The following is a 14790-nucleotide window of genomic DNA, read 5'->3' as shown; positions in this document are numbered from 1 at the left end:
CCAGCGCTTTGTCGTCGGCACAGTTGACGTCGATGACCGTCGTAGAACCCAGGAGCCCGTCCCATGTCGACGCTGCGCGTCACGGCCGAAGTACTGACCATCCATGAGCATCCCAACGCCGACGCCCTCGAACTGGCCCAGGTGGGCCTGTACCGCGCGGTCGTCGCGAAGGGCGCGTACCGCACCGGCGACGTGGCGCTCTACATCCCCGAGCAGTCCGTGCTTCCCGCGCCCCTGATCGAGGAGTTGGGGCTCACGGGCCGGCTCGCGGGCGGCAAGTCGGACCGGGTGAAGGCGGTACGGCTGCGGGGCGAGCTGTCACAGGGCATCGTGTGCCGGCCGCGTGCGCTCGCGGAGGTCGACCTGGCGCGGGCGGCGGCGCAGGGCACGGACTTCGCGGAGCGGTTGGGCGTGGCCAAGTGGGTGCCCCCGATCCCGCCCACCATGAACGGTGACGTGGAGTCCGCGCCGGATCTGCTGCCCTGGGTCGACATCGAGAACATCCAGCGCTACCCGGACATCTTCGCGCCCGGCGAGCCGGTGGTCGTCACGGAGAAGCTGCACGGCTCCGCCTGCCTGCTGACGTACGTCGCGGACGGGGCCGGGGCCGGGGCCGGGGGCGGCCGGGTGCACGTCTCGTCGAAGGGCTTCGGCTCCAAGTCCCTCGCGCTGAAGGAGGATCCGCGCAATCTCTACTGGCGCGCGGTCCACGGCCACGGGGTCGCGGCGGTGGCCGCGGCGCTGGCCGAGCGGCTCGGGGCGCGCCGGGTGGGTGTCTTCGGCGAGGTGTACGGAGCGGGGGTCCAGGACCTCGCCTACGGCGCGGACGGCCGCCGGGAGACGCTCGGGTACGCGGTCTTCGACGTGAGCGCGGAGATCGGCGGCGAGGTGCGCTGGCTGGACCCGGCGGCCGTGTTCGCCGGTGAACTGCCCCTGGTCCCGCGCCTGTACGAGGGCCCGTACGACGCCGCCCGCGTCCTGGAGACTGCCACGGGCCGCGAGACGGTGTCGGGCCGTGCCCTGCATCTGCGCGAGGGGGTCGTGATCCGCCCTGCGGCGGAGCGGTACTCGCCCGTGACGGGTGGGCGCGCCATCGCGAAGGCGGTCAGTCCCGCGTACCTGACGCGTAAGGGTGGCACGGAGTACGAGTAGCGGTGTACCCCGCTGCCGGGGTGGTGGGCGCCCGGTCTCACCCGCCCCGGCGGGTGCTCCTGCCGAACGGGCCTCTCCCACCCACCCGCCCGATCACCCCGCATCCGCCCCCGAACGAACAAGCTTTCCCGCCCACCCACCCGATTACCCCGCAGCGACAAGGGGTGGGGGGGTGGGGTGCTCCACATGGCAGGGGGTGGGTGGGGTGCTCCGCATGGCAGGGGGTGGGTGGGGAGCAGAAGCGAGTCATGGGGTGGGTGGGGAGCGGAAGCGAGACATGGGGTGGGTGGGGGAAACCGCACCTCAGCAGCCCCTGTCGTCCACCACCCTCACCCCGTCCGCGATCCCGACCACCAGGACCCGCGTCCCCTCCTCCAACGGACGCCAGCGGTGCGGCAGTTCGGCCGCGCAGTACAGCGTGTCGCCCCGGTCCAGGCGGTACACGGAGCCGTCCGCCTCCACCTCTGCCGAGCCGTCGGCCACGTACAGGATCTCGTCGTTGCGGTGGCGGTACTCGCGACCCCAGTCGTGGTCCCCGGTGAACTCCAGCGCGTGCAGCCGCTGATGGCCCCGGACCAGCGGGCGCATCCGGGCCTCGCCCGCACCCTCCCCACCCTCCCCCTCCCTCACGGAAGCCGACCCGCCGCGCACCACGTCCACCGGCCGCGGCGGATCCGCCGCGGCCAGGAGCTGGACGGCCGTCGTGTCCAGAGCGTCGGCGATGCGCTGCAGGGATCCCATGCTGGGCCGGGAGCGGCCGTTCTCCACCTGGCTGAGGAAGGGCGCCGAGACCCCCGCCCGCGCCGCCACGTCGGCCAGCGTCAGATCAAGGGCGCGGCGAAGCCTGCGAATCCCGGGACCGATCCGCGGAGCGCCCGCCTCACTCACGCCACTCGGCTCGCCCACCTCACTCGACTCGCTCGACTCGCCCGGCTCGCTCGATTCAGTCGTACCCATATCGCAAAGCCTATCTCTTGGGTTAACTTCTTCCGCACTGCTTAAGAAACTTAAGTAGCTGACAGCGAGTATCGGACAGCGAAAGGACACACCCATGCCCCCCGTGGACCAGAACCAGCGCCGCCGCCGCGGCACCGGCCTGATGGCCCTGGACGAGGACGCCAGTTACGGCGGCTACACCCTCTTCGCACCGCTCACCGGCAACGGCGAGGTCTACCTCATCGACGCCCACGGCGACATCGCCCACCAGTGGGACCTCCCGCACCGCCCAGGACGCCACGCACGGATCCTGCCGAACGGGAACCTCGCCTACAGCGGCGTACTGCCCGACGAGCCCGCGCTCTTCCCCATGTGGCACAAGTACCGCGGCGGGATCATGCAGGAGATCGCCCCCGACGGCACGGTCCTGCGCGAGCACCGCGACCGCTATCAGCACCACGACGCGCACCACTACGGCGACGGGCGGCTCCTCTACACCGCCCTCGAACCCCTGACCGGCGCGGACGCGGCAGCCGTACAAGGCGGCGTGCCCGGATCCGAGGCCGACGGCGGCACGGTCTGGGCGGACACCATCGTCGAGGTGGACGCCGAGGGGAACACCACCTGGGAGTGGAAGGTCTCCGAGCACCTCGGCCGCGCGGACTTCCCCCTCCACCCGGACTACGCCCGCGAGCACTACCCCCTGATCAACAGCGTCCTGCCGACGAGTGACGGCAACATCCTCGCCAGCTTCCGCTCGGTCTCCGCCGTCGTCGTCATATCCCGCGAGACGGGCGACATCATCTGGCGCTCCGAGCCCGGCGTCGTCTCCCAGCAGCACTGCCCCACCGAACTGCCGAACGGCAACTTCCTCGTCTTCGACAACGGCGTGTTCCGGCCGCACTGGGACGTGCCGTTCAGTCGGGTCATCGAGATCGAGCGCTCCAGCGGGAAGGTCGTCTGGGAGTACCACGATCCGGCGCGCGAAGCGTTCTTCGCGCCGTTCATGGGCAGCGCCCAGCGCCTGCCGAACGGCAACACCCTGATCACCGACTCCCCCGCGGGCCGCCTCTTCGAGGTCACCGCGGACGGCTATCTGTGCTGGGAGTACGTCGTGCCGTTCTTCGGCGGCTACGAAGAGGAAGAAGTCCGCAAGCTCTTCCCCTCCGAGCCCAACGCCGTCTTCCGCGCCTACCGCTACGCCGCCTCCGAACTCCCCTGGCTCACGCCCGCCCCGACGCCCGCACCAGCAAAGGGCTGACCCCCGTGGTCGCCCCCGTGGCCCCCGCGGTCGCTCCCGTCGACGAGCGCCTCCCCCTGCCCCGCCTCGCGCCGCTCGCCCTCCAGCACCTGCTCGCCGGGATCGCGGCCCCGGTCTCCTCGGTGATCCTGATCGGCACGACGCTGCGCCTGACCGCCGCCCAGACGGCATCGCTGCTCAGCGCCACGCTGGTGCTGTGCGGCATCGGGGCCCTGCTCCAGTCCCTCGGCGTGCGGGCGCTGCGTGTCGGTGCCCGGCTGCCGTTCCTGATGCTGCCGGGCGGGGCCGCGGTGGCGATCTTCCTGCAGATCGGGAAGGAGTACGGGCCCGCCACGGCATCGGGGTCCGTGATCGTCGCCGCCGCCTTCCTGATCTGCGTACTGCCCTTCTACGGCCGCATCGTGCGACTGTTCCCGCCCCTGGTGATGGGGACGACCGTCGTCCTGATCGGCATCAACATGATCAAGGTGACCGCGCCGATGGTGGCGTCGGGCCCCGGCCCCGGCTTCGCGACGCTCGGCGTCATCGCGGTCCTCTTCCTCGTCCTGCGGGGCGTATGGCGGCAGATGGCGGTGCTCCTCGGCCTCGTGGGCGGCACCGCCATCGCGCTCCTCCTCGGCACGGACATCCATCTCGCGTCCGGCGCCGCGTTCGCGCTGCCGGACCCGTTCCCCTACGGCGCCCCGCACTTCGACCTGCTCGCCGCGATCCCGCTGCTCGTCTTCGCGCTCGCCTCGCTCGCCGAGGCCACCGGTCAGACGGTGCTCAACAGCGAGGCGGTCGGCCGCACCCCGGACGCGGGCAGGGACGTACCGCGCATCGCCCGCGCCGACGCCCTCGTCTCGCTGGGCGCCGGTGTCTTCGGCACCTCGCTGATGGTGACCAGCGCCGAGAACATCGGCATCGTCCAGCTGACGGGCGTACGCAGCCGGTTCGTCACGGCCGGCGCGGGCGTGCTGCTCGTCGTCTGCGGTCTCTTCACCCCGCTGACGCGGCTGCTCGCCGCCATCCCCGAGCCGGTGGTCGGCGCCGCTGGCCTGGTCATCTACGCGGTGATCGCCGTGCTCGGCTTCAGCATGCTCTCCCGGGTCGACCTCACGCACGGCACCGACAGCATCGTCGTCGCCCTCGCCCTGGTCGTGGGGCTGCTGCCGGTGATGACCCCCGGCCTGTACGCACCGCTGCCGCCCTGGGCGCACACGATCTTCGGCAGCGGGGTGGCGGCGGGGGCGCTCGCCGCGGTGATCCTGAGCGCGGCCTTCCGCCACCTGGGGCCACGCGAACGGCCCGAGGTCACGGCACCCGAGGTCACGGCCCCAGAGACCGCAGCGCCCGAGACCACTAAGTCCGAGGGCGCCGCTCCACCAACAGACGGGAGCCGGTGAGGCGTTCGCCGAAGACGTCGTCCGGGTTGGAGAGCACGCACGTCTCCAGGGAGAGACAGCCGCAGCCGATGCAGTCCGTGAGGTGATCGCGCAGACGGCCCAACTGATTGATGCGCTCGTCCAGTTCCGAGCGCCAGGCCTCCGACAGGCGCGCCCAGTCCTCGCGGGTGGGGGTGCGCTCCTCGGGGAGCGAGTCGAGTGCCTCGCGGATCGTGGCGAGGGGGATGCCGACGCGCTGGGCGGCGCGGACGAAGGCGACGCGGCGCAGCGCGTCACGGTGGTAGCGGCGCTGGTTGCCCGACGTGCGGCGGCTGGAGATCAGGCCCTTGGACTCGTAGAAGTGCAGGGCGGACACGGCCGCGCCGCTGCGGGCCGACAACTGGCCGACCGTGAGCTCGTGGATCTTCTCTGGGATCTGGGGCACCCCTCACACCCTAATGGCTGATCCGTTGACACACGTCGGCGCACACAGCATGCTGAGCAAGCGCTTAGTTCGAATACTTTGAGGAGGCCAGGGACATGGCAGAGCCGAGGATCTTCGCGTCGCCCGACGACCTGCGTGCCGGGGTCGGCGAGCAGCTGGGACACAGCGACTGGCTGGAGGTCGACCAGAAGCGGATCGACCTGTTCGCCGACGCCACGGGCGACCACCAGTGGATCCACGTGGACGCGGAGAAGGCGGCGCAGGGCCCCTTCAAGACGACCATCGCGCACGGCTATCTGACGCTGTCGCTGCTGCCGAGCCTGGTGCCGCAGGTCATGCGGGTCGAGGGCATGAAGATGGGTGTCAACTACGGCACCAACAAGGTCCGCTTCCCCTCCCCCGTGCCTTCGGGTTCCCGGGTGCGGGCGACCGCCGTGCTCAAGGAGGTCGAGCAGACCAAGGACGGCGGCGTGCAGGTGACCGCCGTGGTCACCGTCGAGCGCGAGGGCAGCGAGAAGCCCGCCTGCGTCGCGGAGTCGGTCTCCCGCTACTACTTCTGAGCGCGCCCAGGGAGCTTCGGAGCTTCAGGACTCAGGAGACCCGCTCCTGGGCCCCCACCATCCGCAGCACGAGGTCGGCGTAGAGCGCGCCGACCTCGTCGGGCGTCCGGTGGCCCGCGACGTTGAACCAGCGGGCCACGTCGATGCAGAGCGAGAGCACGGCCAGCGTGGTGCCCGGCACGTCGGGGACGTCGAACTCCCCGTCCCGCACCCCGTCGTTGATCATGTCCCGCACGGCGGCGTCCGACTGGCGGCGCAGCGCGACGATCTCCGTGCGGTGCTCCTCGCCGAGCGCGTCGAGCTCGTACTGGACCACGCGCGCGGTGGTGTGGTGGTCGGCGTGCCAGCGGACGAAGGAGCGTACGGCCTCCGCGAGGCGCTCCGCCGCGCTGCCCGGACCGTCGGCCGCGGTGCGCAGGACCAGCAGGGCCTTGTCGTGGCCGATCCTGCTGATGCGGTGGAGCAGCTCTTCCTTGGTCTTGTAGTGGATGTAGAGCGCCGCCGGGCTCATGCCGGCGCGGCCCGCGATGTCCCGGGTCGTCGTCGCGTGGTACCCACGCTCGGCGAAGGCCTCGACGGCGGCGATCAGCAGCCGTCGCGCCGCATCAGGCGTGACCTCGCCCCATGGCAGGTCATCGCCCTCGGTCTTCTCCGCCGTGCTCATCGCCCACTCCTTCCGCCGGTCGGGAGGGACACCATACCCCTGACGGTGAGCAAGCGCTTAGGACGCCGGTCAGGCCACCGGCTTGAACGGGTCGTGTTCGGCGAGAATCTTCTCCAGACGGGCCTGGTCCACACGGCTGACGAGCTGGTCCGCCTCCTGTCTGTCCCTGATCACCTTGGCGAGGGTGAACGCGGACGTCGTCAGGTACAGGACGGAAATGGCGAGGAAGGCGCGGATCCAGCCGCTGACGTCGAGGCTGTAGATGCCGACCGCCGTCGCGCCGAGCGCCACGGCGAACGACGCGACCGCCTGACCGTAGTAGGCGGTGGTGCTCTGCTGCTTGACCGGTGTCTCACTCATGATCAGAGCCTCGCCCGGGAGCGGCGGCGCCACATCCGCTCCCGTACTCAGCTCCCGTACTCAGCTCACACGCTCAACCGGCGCGCTCAGAACGCCGAAACCCCCGTCAGCGCCCGCCCGATGACCAGCTTCTGGATCTGGCTCGTGCCTTCGTAGAGCGTCATCACGCGTGCGTCGCGCAGCAGCTTGCCCGCGGGGTACTCGTCGATGTAGCCGTAGCCGCCGAAGACCTGAAGCGCGTTGTTGGCGGCGCGCACCGCGGCCTCCGACGCGAACAGCTTGGCCTTGGAGGACTCCGTGGTGAAGGGCTGCCCGCGGTCGATGAGATCGGCGACCCGCCAGGTCAGCAGGCGCGCGGCGTCCACGTCCACCGCGATGTCGCTGATCAGCTCCTGCACCAGCTGGTGCCCCGCGATGGCCTTGCCGAACTGCTCGCGCTCGGTCGCGTACGTCACCGCCGCGTCGAGGGCGGCCTGGGCGATGCCCACGCACCCGGCGGCGACCGACATCCGCCCCTTGGCCAGCGCCGACATGGCGACCGAGAAGCCCTTGCCCTCGGGCGCCATCATGGCCGATGCGGGGACACGGACGTCCTGAAGGGCCAGCTCGGCGGTGGCCTGGCCGCGCAGGCCGAGCTTGCCGTGGATCGTGCGGCGGCTCAGGCCCGGGGTGTCGGTCGGCACGAGGAAGGCGGAGACGCCCTTGTGCCCGGGGGCGTCGTTCGTGCGCGCGAAGAGCAGCACGACATCGGCCCAGGTGCCGTTCGTGATGAACATCTTGGAGCCGTTGATGACGTAGTCGTCGCCGTCGCGCACGGCCTTCGTCGAGAGGTTTCCCGCGTCGGATCCGGTGCCCGGCTCGGTGAGCCCGAAGCAGCCGACGAGCTCCCCGGAGGTGAGCCCCGGCAGCCACTGCCGCTTCTGCTCCTCGCTCCCCCAGTACGCGATGGTCTTGGCCACGAGGCCCAGCGAGACCGACACGATGCCGCGCACGGACGAGTCGCCGCGCCCCAGTTCCTCGGTCACCAGGCAGTAGGCGAGGTGGTCGCCGCCCGAGCCGCCGTACTCCTCGTCGACGGTGAGCCCGAGGAAACCGACCTCGCCGAGCTTCTTCACGATGGACCGGTCGACGCTCTCGGCGCGGTCCCACTCGATGACGTGCGGGGCGATCTCGCGGGCCACGAAGTCCTTGGCCAGCTGCCGGACGGCGGACTGCTCCTCGCTGAGCTCCAGGTTCATCGGGGGCACCTCTTCGGATCGACGCTGCGGACCGGGATTTAAATTAGCACTGCTAGTTTCTTACGGCAGCCCTACTATGTGCCGCATGGCCCGACCGCGCAAGCCCCTCCTCAGCAGAGATCGCATCGTCGGGACGGCACGCGCGCTCGTGGACTCCGAGGGCCTCGCCGCCGTCTCGACGCGCCGCCTCGCGGCCGAGCTCGGGGTCAGCGGACCCTCGCTCTACAACCACTTCCGCACGAAGGACGAGATCCTGGAGGCGGTCGCGGACTCGGTGAGCGCGCAGGTCGACCTGTCGATGTTCGAGCCCGCCGACGAGCGCGACTGGCGTACGGCGCTGCACGACTGGGCCGTCTCCTACCGCGCGGCGCTCACCCTGCACCCCAACATCGTTCCGGTGCTGGCGAGCGGCCCCGGCCGCCGCCCGGCCGGACTGCGGCTCGCGGACGCGGTGTTCGGCGCGATGGTCGACGCGGGCTGGCCCGCCGCGCAGGCCACGTCGATCGGCGCGCTGATGCGCTACTTCATCATGGGCTCGGCGCTCGGCTCCTTCGCCGGCGGCTTCGTGGACGACGAGACCGCGTACGACCCGGCCGACTATCCGCACCTGGGCCAGGCCCACCTCCTGGCCGAGCGTCAGCAGGAGATCGACGAGCGGGCCTTCGAGACGGGCCTGCGGGCGCTGCTCGACGGGCTCGCGCTCCAGTACACGCAGGTGGCGGCGCCCGCCGGATGACGGTCCCGCGACCGCCGGGATGACCGCTCGGCGACTGCCCGGATGACCGTTCGGCGCACACCGAACGGTTCCCGGCGCATCCTTGGACCATGACGGATCCCGCCACCCCACGCCTCGCCGCGCTCGCCGGGCTCATCGCCGACGAGACGCGCGCCGCCTGCCTGCTCGCACTGCTCGACGGCCGGGCCTGGACCGCGGGCGAGCTGGCGCGGCACGCGGGGGTCGCCGCCTCCACGCTGAGCGAGCACCTGGGGAAGCTGGTCGCGGGAGGGCTGCTCACCGAGGAACGGCAGGGGCGGCACCGCTATGTCCGCCTGGCCGACGCGCGGGTGGCGCAGCTGATCGAGGATCTGACCGCGTACGTGCGGCCGGGCGGGGCCGCGGCCAGGCCGCCGCGCACGCTGCGGGAGTCCAGTGCGAGCGGGGCGATGGCGCGAGGGCGCACCTGTTACGACCACCTGGCGGGCCACTTGGGGATCACGATCACCCGGGCGATGACGGAGCGCGGACTGCTGCGGCAGGACACGGGCTTCGCCCTGACCGACGAAGGGGTCGGCTGGTTCGGGGAGTTGGGCATCACCCTGGAGCGCACCGGCAGGCGCCCGCTGGCCCGCGCCTGCCTCGACTGGACGGAACGCAGGCCGCATCTGGCGGGGGTCGCGGGCGCGGCACTGTGCCGCCACGCCCTGGACGCCGGGTGGTGCGTGCGGATCGGTTCGGAGCGGGCGGTCAAGGTGACACCGGCGGGGGCGCTGGCCCTGGAGTCTCACCTCGGTATCGCCGCACCCGATAAGTAGATGTAAGGTGCATCTGTCTTGTCGGGTGAAACATGGACGTAACACGGGAGCGAGCCGTGCGGCACTCAACGGATGCCAGGCGCCGACCACTTGGGGCCCTGCCCTTCGCCGCTCACGTCCTGCGCGGTCAGGCGCAGGTCACCTTCCTGCCCAGCGCGAGGGCAGGGGCAATCTTCTGCGTGGCGCTCTTCGCCGCGGGCTGGCAGTACGGCCTCTACGGCCTGGCGGGAACGGCCGTCGGCACGGCCACGGCGCGGCTCCTCGGTGCGGCGCACGACCGCGTGTCCACCGGCCTCGAAGGCTTCAACGCCTGCCTCACCGCGCTGTGTTTCGCCGTGTTCCTCGGCGCCGGGCACCTGTCCACGGCCGCGCTCGCCCTCGCGGGCTGCGTGGTGGTCACGGTCGTCACGGCGGCGGCCGTCAACCTCCTCGCCGTCTGGGACCTGCCCTCGCTCACGCTGCCGTACTGCCTGCTCGCGAGCGCGACGACCATCGCGGCACCTGGCTTCGAGCGGGTCTGGCACCACGGGGACGCCCTGGCGGCACTGACGCGCGCGGCGACGGGCCCGACCTCGCTCCGACTCGACGACCTGGCGCGGGCGTTCTTCGCGGACTTCGCGCAGATCTTCTTCATGCCGCAGTGGTACGTCGGTGCGGTGCTGCTCGTGGGCCTCTTCGTGGCGAGCCGTCGCGCGGGGGCCGTGGCGTGCCTCGGCAGCGCGGTAGGAATCGGTTCGGCGTGGGCGCTCGGGGCGCCGGCCGCGCAGATCGCGGACGGCACGATGGGATACAACTCGGTGCTCGTCGCGCTCGCGCTGTGCGGGGTCTTCCTCCCGGCGCGAGGTGCGACGCTCGCGTACGCGACGGTGGGCGCGGCCACCGCGACCGCCGTCAGCGCGGCGATGTCGGCGCTCCTCGCGCCGTCCGGCGGCCACACGTTCACCTGGCCGTTCGTCCTGACGACGCTCGCGTTCCTCGCGGCGGCCAAGTCCTTCTCGCGGCTGCGTACGACGCATCCGGCGCCGTCGGACGTGACGGCGCCGGACGTGTCGCCGACGGCCGGTGCCGTCAGCGGGAACTCGCCCGCCCCGCAAGCACCTTGATGGAGATCAGGGCGATCACCGCGAGGCCGATGATGTACGCGGCGACGGCCATCGACGTGCCCGTCGCCTCCAGGAGCAGCACCATCACGAACGGCGCGAGCCCGCCGCCGAACACGGCCGCGATCTGGTAGCCGAGCGAGGCTCCGGTGTAGCGCATCTCGGCCGTGAAGAGCTCCGCGAAGAGCGCGGCCTGCGGCCCGTACATGATGCTGAGGAAACAGCTGGTCACGAAGGTGCCGACGGCCAGCCACAGCAGCGAACCGGTGTCGATGAGCAGGAACATCGGCACGGCCCAGACCGCGAGTCCCGCGGCACCCAGGGCATAGATCCTCAGCCGCCCGATGCGGTCGGAGAGCGCCGCGGACGCCGGGATCAGGGCGAGCTGGGTGAGGCTGACGCAGAGCGAGACGGTGAGGACCGCACTGCGCTTCATGTCGAGTTCGCGGGTGGTGTAGTCGAGGACGCCGGTGATGATGATGTAGAACGTCGCGGTGTTCACCGCGAAGGAGCCGCCCGCCAGGAAGACCGTGCCGAGGTGGTGGCGCAGGATGGTGCGCAGCGGCGAGTTGCCCCCTTCGGCGCCCGCGCCCTTCTGGCTCTTCTCCTTCTCGGCGAGCGCGCGCTCCGCCTCGCGGAACTCCGGTGTCTCCTCCACGCGCGTGTGGATGTACCAGGCGAGCACGAGGACGAGGAGGCCGACCATGAAGGGCACCCTCCACCCCCATGCCTCGAAGGTGCTCTCGCTGGTGACGGCCCCGGCGATCAGGAAGACCGTGTTGGCGGTCACCACGCCGATGGGGACGCCCAGTTGGACCAGGCTGCCGTAGAGGCCGCGCTTGCCCTCGGGGGCGTACTCGGTGGCCATCAGCATCGCGCCGCCCCACTGCGCGCCGACCGCGATGCCCTGGAACACACGGAGGGTGACGAGGAGGATCGGCGCGGCGATGCCGACCGTCTCGTAGGTGGGGAGCAGGCCGATGCCCGTGGTGGAGAGGCCCATCAGGGTCAGCGCGAGGACCAGCATGGGCTTGCGGCCGCGCTTGTCTCCGAGGTGACCGGCGATGATGCCGCCGATGGGGCGGGCCAGGAAACCGACGGCGAAGGTGGCGAACGCGGCGAGCACTCCGGCGGACGAGCTGCCGGAGGGGAAGTAGAGGTCGCCGAGGACGAGGGCGGCGGCGATGCCGAAGACGAAGTAGTCGTACCACTCGACGGCCGAGGCGAGGGCGGCCGCGGTGGCCACCTTGCGGCGGTGGGGATCCGCCGGGCTCTGGTTCTCGGACTGAGCGGAGTCGGGGTGGGGGGCCGCTGAGGGAGCGGACGGTGCGGGGTCCATGCGGGTGCACACTCCGGTGGGTCCGGGGACGGGACAGGGGGTGGGCGTGTGATTGCAGGGACCGTACCGACCGGTGGGTATGTGGTCAACGGTTCGCGCAGGAGGTTCTTCCTCCGCTGCTCAAACGCCGGACGGGCTGGATTTCCAGCCTGTCCGGCGTTTGAGGACGAACTCGGCGAAGCCGGTGATCAAGGGCGCACGGGGCTCCGGGGCGGCTAGAACACCACCAGCGCCCGCCCGCCCTTGCCCGCCACCATGTTCTCGAAGGCCGCGGGGATCCCGTCCAGCGCGATCCGGTCGGTCACCAGGCCGCTCAGGTCGAGGCGCCCCGCCCGGACGTGCCCGGCGAGGACCGGCAGGTCGACCGCCGGGTCCGAGTTCCCGTACACGCACCCCGAGAGCGTCCGGCCCCAGTGGAAGATCTCCAGGGCGTTGAAGGTGACCTGCTGGTCCTTGCCGCCGATGCCGACCACCGTCGTACGCCCGCCGCGGCGCGTGGACTCCCAGGCCGTACGGATGGTCACCGCGCGCCCCACGCACTCCACCGCCACGTCGACGCCCTGGCCGCCGGTCAGCTTGCGGATGTCCTTCGCCGTCTTCTCCGAGGCGACCACGTACTCCGTCGCCCCCGCGGACCGCGCCAACTCCTCCTTCTCCGGGGAGACATCGACCGCGATGATCTGCGAGGCACCGGCGATCCGTGCCGCCTGGAGCGTCGCGAGGCCCACGCCCCCGACCCCGTAGACCGCCACCGTCTCGCCCTCGCGGACCTTCGCCGAGTGGTGGACGGCGCCGTACCCGGTGAGCACGGCGCAGCCCAGGAGCGCCGCATCGGTCAGCGGGACGCCGTCGGGAGCCGGCAGTACGCAGTTGCCCGCGACCACCGTCTCCTCGGCGAACGCGGCGACGTTCAGGCCCGGGTGGAGGTCGGTGCCGTCGGAGGCGCGCTTGGCGTACACGTCGGCGGCGCCGGCCAGCGCGTTCACGCACAGCCACACCTCGCCGAGCGAGCAGGGGTGACAACTGCCGCAGGACGGAGCCCAGTTGAGGATCACCTCGTCGCCCGGCGCGACATGCGTGACCCCTTCGCCCACGGACACGACCGTCCCCGCGCCCTCGTGCCCGAGCACGGCGGGCACGGGCACCCGCATCGTGCCGTTGGTCAGAGACAGGTCGGAGTGGCAGACCCCGGCAGCGGCGAGGCGCACCCGCACCTGGCCTGGGCCGGGCTCGGGCAGGTCGATCTCGGTGATCTCCAGGGGAGAGCCGACGGCGGGCAGAACAGCGGCGCGGACCACGGTGACGTACTCCTTGGATGCGGACTGGGTGCGGGCTGGGTGCGGGCTGGGTGCGGACGGAAAGGGGGATCAGAACTGGAGGGACTTCGTCTGGAGGTACTCCGCGAGCCCGTGCGGGCCCAGTTCACGGCCCACCCCCGACTGCTTGTAACCACCGAACGGGGCAAGGGGGTTGAAGCTGCCGCCGTTGATGTCGACCTGTCCGGTGTCCATGCGGCGGGCGAACGCGATCGCCTCCGCGTCGTCGGCCGCCCAGACCGCGCCCGCGAGGCCGTACACGGTGCCGTTCGCGATCCGCAGGGCCTCGTCCTCGTCCTCGTACCTGATGATCGAGACGACCGGGCCGAAGATCTCCTCCTGGGCGATCGTCATCTCGGGGGTGACGTCGGCGAAGACCGTCGGCTGGACGAAGTAGCCCTGCTCGCGCGGGGATTCGGAGCCACCGGCGACCACGCGGGCACCCTCCTCGACCCCCTTGTCGATGTAACCGCGCACGCGCGCCTGCTGCTTGGCGTTGACGACGGGGCCGATGCGGGCGCCGTACTTGGCCGCGGCGTCCGCCGCGAGCGAGACCGCCTCGTCGTACCGCGCGGAGTCCACCAGCATGCGGGTCCACGCGCTGCACGTCTGGCCGGAGTTGGACATGACGTTGGCGACGCCCGCCTTGACCGCCTTGGTCAGGTCGGCGCTGGGCAGGATGACGTTGGCGGACTTGCCGCCGAGCTCCAGGGCGACGCGCTTGACCGCGGCGCCCGCAGTCGCGCCGATCTGCTTGCCGACCGCCGTCGATCCCGTGAAGGAGACCAGGTCGACGCCCTCGTGCTCGGCGAGCGCCTGGCCCGCGACCGGGCCGAGGCCGGTGACGAGGTTGAAGACGCCCGCGGGGATGCCCGCCTCGTGCGCGGCCTCGGCGAAGAGCTGGGCGGTGAGCGGGGTGTCCTCGGCGGGCTTCAGGACCACCGTGCAGCCCGCCGCGAGCGCCGGGGCCACCTTGTTGACGATCTGGTGGAGGGGGTAGTTCCAGGGCGTGATCGCCCCGACCACGCCGACCGGCTCCAGGTAGACGGTGGAGTTGCCGATCTTCTCCTCGAAGGCGTACGTCGCCGCGAGGTCGGCGTACGAACCGGAGACCAGGATCGGCACGCCCGCGTGCACCATCTGCGAGAACGGGAGCGGGGAGCCGAGCTCCGCCGTCACCGTCTCGGCGATCTCGTCCTTGCGGGCGACCAGCTGGTCACGCAGCGCCCCGATGAGCGCGCCGCGCTCGGCGGGCGGGGTCGCGGCCCAGGAGGGGAAGGCCTCGCGGGCGGCTCGTACCGCCGCGTCGACGTCCTGTGCCGTTCCGGCGGGGACCTGGCCGATCGGCTGCTCGTCGGCCGGGTTCAGGACCGTGATCGTGTCCGTGCCGGCGGCGGGCCGCCAGGCGCCGCCGATGTACATGCCGTCGTGGGCCTTCATCGCACTCCTCAGGTACTCGTCCGCTAGTCGTCCGCACCCCAAACTAGCGCTGATAGTTTTTCGGCACCAGGGGCGTCGGGGG

Annotated in this window: 15 protein-coding genes; 7 read left to right on the top strand and 8 right to left on the bottom strand. The window is 71.5% G+C overall.

Annotated features, from left to right (window positions below):
- The first annotated feature begins 63 nt into the window (after window positions 1–63).
- The gene (locus ABZ833_RS29930; RefSeq protein ID WP_361052757.1) at window positions 64–1152 is read left to right on the top strand and encodes an RNA ligase (ATP); all 1089 of its coding nucleotides are present in this window, start codon (window positions 64–66) and stop codon (window positions 1150–1152) included.
- Between the two features lie 303 nt (window positions 1153–1455).
- Here the strand turns inward: ABZ833_RS29930 and ABZ833_RS29925 are convergent, their stop codons facing one another.
- Window positions 1456–2109: an XRE family transcriptional regulator gene (locus ABZ833_RS29925; RefSeq protein ID WP_361052754.1), complete on the bottom strand. Its 654-nt coding sequence runs from the start codon at window positions 2107–2109 to the stop codon at window positions 1456–1458.
- Between the two features lie 94 nt (window positions 2110–2203).
- Here ABZ833_RS29925 and ABZ833_RS29920 point away from each other — a divergent pair, with 94 nt between their 5' ends.
- Both ABZ833_RS29920 and ABZ833_RS29915 read left to right on the top strand, forming a co-directional pair.
- Complete coding sequence (locus ABZ833_RS29920; RefSeq protein WP_361052752.1) at window positions 2204–3349, top strand: aryl-sulfate sulfotransferase; 1146 nt, start codon at window positions 2204–2206, stop codon at window positions 3347–3349.
- A gap of 5 nt (window positions 3350–3354) precedes the next feature.
- Window positions 3355–4734: a solute carrier family 23 protein gene (locus ABZ833_RS29915; RefSeq protein WP_361052749.1), complete on the top strand. Its 1380-nt coding sequence runs from the start codon at window positions 3355–3357 to the stop codon at window positions 4732–4734.
- Here ABZ833_RS29915 and soxR read toward each other — a convergent pair.
- Window positions 4691–5158 (bottom strand): redox-sensitive transcriptional activator SoxR, encoded by a 468-nt coding sequence (soxR, locus tag ABZ833_RS29910; RefSeq protein WP_361052746.1) that lies wholly within the window; start codon window positions 5156–5158, stop codon window positions 4691–4693. The two genes, ABZ833_RS29915 and soxR, sit on opposite strands and share 44 nt — an antisense overlap.
- 95 nt (window positions 5159–5253) lie before the next feature.
- Here soxR and ABZ833_RS29905 point away from each other — a divergent pair, with 95 nt between their 5' ends.
- Complete coding sequence (locus tag ABZ833_RS29905; RefSeq protein ID WP_249590894.1) at window positions 5254–5718, top strand: MaoC family dehydratase; 465 nt, start codon at window positions 5254–5256, stop codon at window positions 5716–5718.
- A gap of 31 nt (window positions 5719–5749) precedes the next feature.
- Here the strand turns inward: ABZ833_RS29905 and ABZ833_RS29900 are convergent, their stop codons facing one another.
- The 3 genes from ABZ833_RS29900 to ABZ833_RS29890 all read right to left on the bottom strand — a co-directional run bounded on the left by ABZ833_RS29900 (window position 5750) and on the right by ABZ833_RS29890 (window position 7980).
- Complete coding sequence (locus ABZ833_RS29900; RefSeq protein ID WP_249590893.1) at window positions 5750–6382, bottom strand: TetR/AcrR family transcriptional regulator; 633 nt, start codon at window positions 6380–6382, stop codon at window positions 5750–5752.
- Window positions 6383–6451: 69 nt separating this feature from the next.
- Window positions 6452–6742, bottom strand: a complete 291-nt coding sequence (locus ABZ833_RS29895; protein WP_249590892.1) for a YiaA/YiaB family inner membrane protein — start codon at window positions 6740–6742, stop codon at window positions 6452–6454.
- A gap of 86 nt (window positions 6743–6828) precedes the next feature.
- A complete protein-coding gene (locus ABZ833_RS29890; RefSeq protein ID WP_361052741.1) occupies window positions 6829–7980 on the bottom strand; it encodes an acyl-CoA dehydrogenase family protein in 1152 nt (383 codons plus the stop codon).
- Between the two features lie 76 nt (window positions 7981–8056).
- Here ABZ833_RS29890 and ABZ833_RS29885 point away from each other — a divergent pair, with 76 nt between their 5' ends.
- The 3 genes from ABZ833_RS29885 (at window position 8057) to ABZ833_RS29875 (ending at window position 10616) form a co-directional block, all read left to right on the top strand.
- Window positions 8057–8716 (top strand): TetR/AcrR family transcriptional regulator, encoded by a 660-nt coding sequence (locus ABZ833_RS29885; protein WP_361052738.1) that lies wholly within the window; start codon window positions 8057–8059, stop codon window positions 8714–8716.
- An 89-nt stretch (window positions 8717–8805) separates the two neighbouring features.
- A complete protein-coding gene (locus ABZ833_RS29880; protein ID WP_361052736.1) occupies window positions 8806–9513 on the top strand; it encodes a winged helix-turn-helix domain-containing protein in 708 nt (235 codons plus the stop codon).
- A gap of 56 nt (window positions 9514–9569) precedes the next feature.
- Complete coding sequence (locus ABZ833_RS29875) at window positions 9570–10616, top strand: urea transporter (protein WP_361052733.1); 1047 nt, start codon at window positions 9570–9572, stop codon at window positions 10614–10616.
- On the opposite strand, the gene ABZ833_RS29870 is transcribed toward ABZ833_RS29875, so the two are convergent.
- The 3 genes from ABZ833_RS29870 to ABZ833_RS29860 form a co-directional block, all read right to left on the bottom strand.
- Complete coding sequence (locus tag ABZ833_RS29870) at window positions 10582–11952, bottom strand: MFS transporter (RefSeq protein ID WP_361052730.1); 1371 nt, start codon at window positions 11950–11952, stop codon at window positions 10582–10584. The two genes, ABZ833_RS29875 and ABZ833_RS29870, sit on opposite strands and share 35 nt — an antisense overlap.
- Window positions 11953–12167: 215 nt before the next feature.
- Window positions 12168–13250: a Zn-dependent alcohol dehydrogenase gene (locus ABZ833_RS29865; RefSeq protein WP_249590886.1), complete on the bottom strand. Its 1083-nt coding sequence runs from the start codon at window positions 13248–13250 to the stop codon at window positions 12168–12170.
- 69 nt (window positions 13251–13319) lie between these two features.
- A complete protein-coding gene (locus ABZ833_RS29860; RefSeq protein WP_361052726.1) occupies window positions 13320–14708 on the bottom strand; it encodes an aldehyde dehydrogenase family protein in 1389 nt (462 codons plus the stop codon).
- Window positions 14709–14790: the final 82 nt, after the last annotated feature.

This window comes from Streptomyces sp. NPDC047525, assembly GCF_040643025.1.
Lineage (GTDB): Bacteria > Actinomycetota > Actinomycetes > Streptomycetales > Streptomycetaceae > Streptomyces > Streptomyces durmitorensis.
This window is presented reverse-complemented; position numbering and strand designations above follow the sequence as displayed.

Coding starts and splice junctions, on each gene's coding strand:
- ABZ833_RS29930 (WP_361052757.1), top strand. CDS start 64: ATGTCGACGCTGCGCGTCACGGCCGAAGTACTGACCATCCATGAGCAT.
- ABZ833_RS29925 (WP_361052754.1), bottom strand. CDS start 2,109: ATGGGTACGACTGAATCGAGCGAGCCGGGCGAGTCGAGCGAGTCGAGT.
- ABZ833_RS29920 (WP_361052752.1), top strand. CDS start 2,204: ATGCCCCCCGTGGACCAGAACCAGCGCCGCCGCCGCGGCACCGGCCTG.
- ABZ833_RS29905 (WP_249590894.1), top strand. CDS start 5,254: ATGGCAGAGCCGAGGATCTTCGCGTCGCCCGACGACCTGCGTGCCGGG.
- ABZ833_RS29900 (WP_249590893.1), bottom strand. CDS start 6,382: ATGAGCACGGCGGAGAAGACCGAGGGCGATGACCTGCCATGGGGCGAG.
- ABZ833_RS29895 (WP_249590892.1), bottom strand. CDS start 6,742: ATGAGTGAGACACCGGTCAAGCAGCAGAGCACCACCGCCTACTACGGT.
- ABZ833_RS29890 (WP_361052741.1), bottom strand. CDS start 7,980: ATGAACCTGGAGCTCAGCGAGGAGCAGTCCGCCGTCCGGCAGCTGGCC.
- ABZ833_RS29885 (WP_361052738.1), top strand. CDS start 8,057: ATGTGCCGCATGGCCCGACCGCGCAAGCCCCTCCTCAGCAGAGATCGC.
- ABZ833_RS29880 (WP_361052736.1), top strand. CDS start 8,806: ATGACGGATCCCGCCACCCCACGCCTCGCCGCGCTCGCCGGGCTCATC.
- ABZ833_RS29870 (WP_361052730.1), bottom strand. CDS start 11,952: ATGGACCCCGCACCGTCCGCTCCCTCAGCGGCCCCCCACCCCGACTCC.
- ABZ833_RS29860 (WP_361052726.1), bottom strand. CDS start 14,708: ATGAAGGCCCACGACGGCATGTACATCGGCGGCGCCTGGCGGCCCGCC.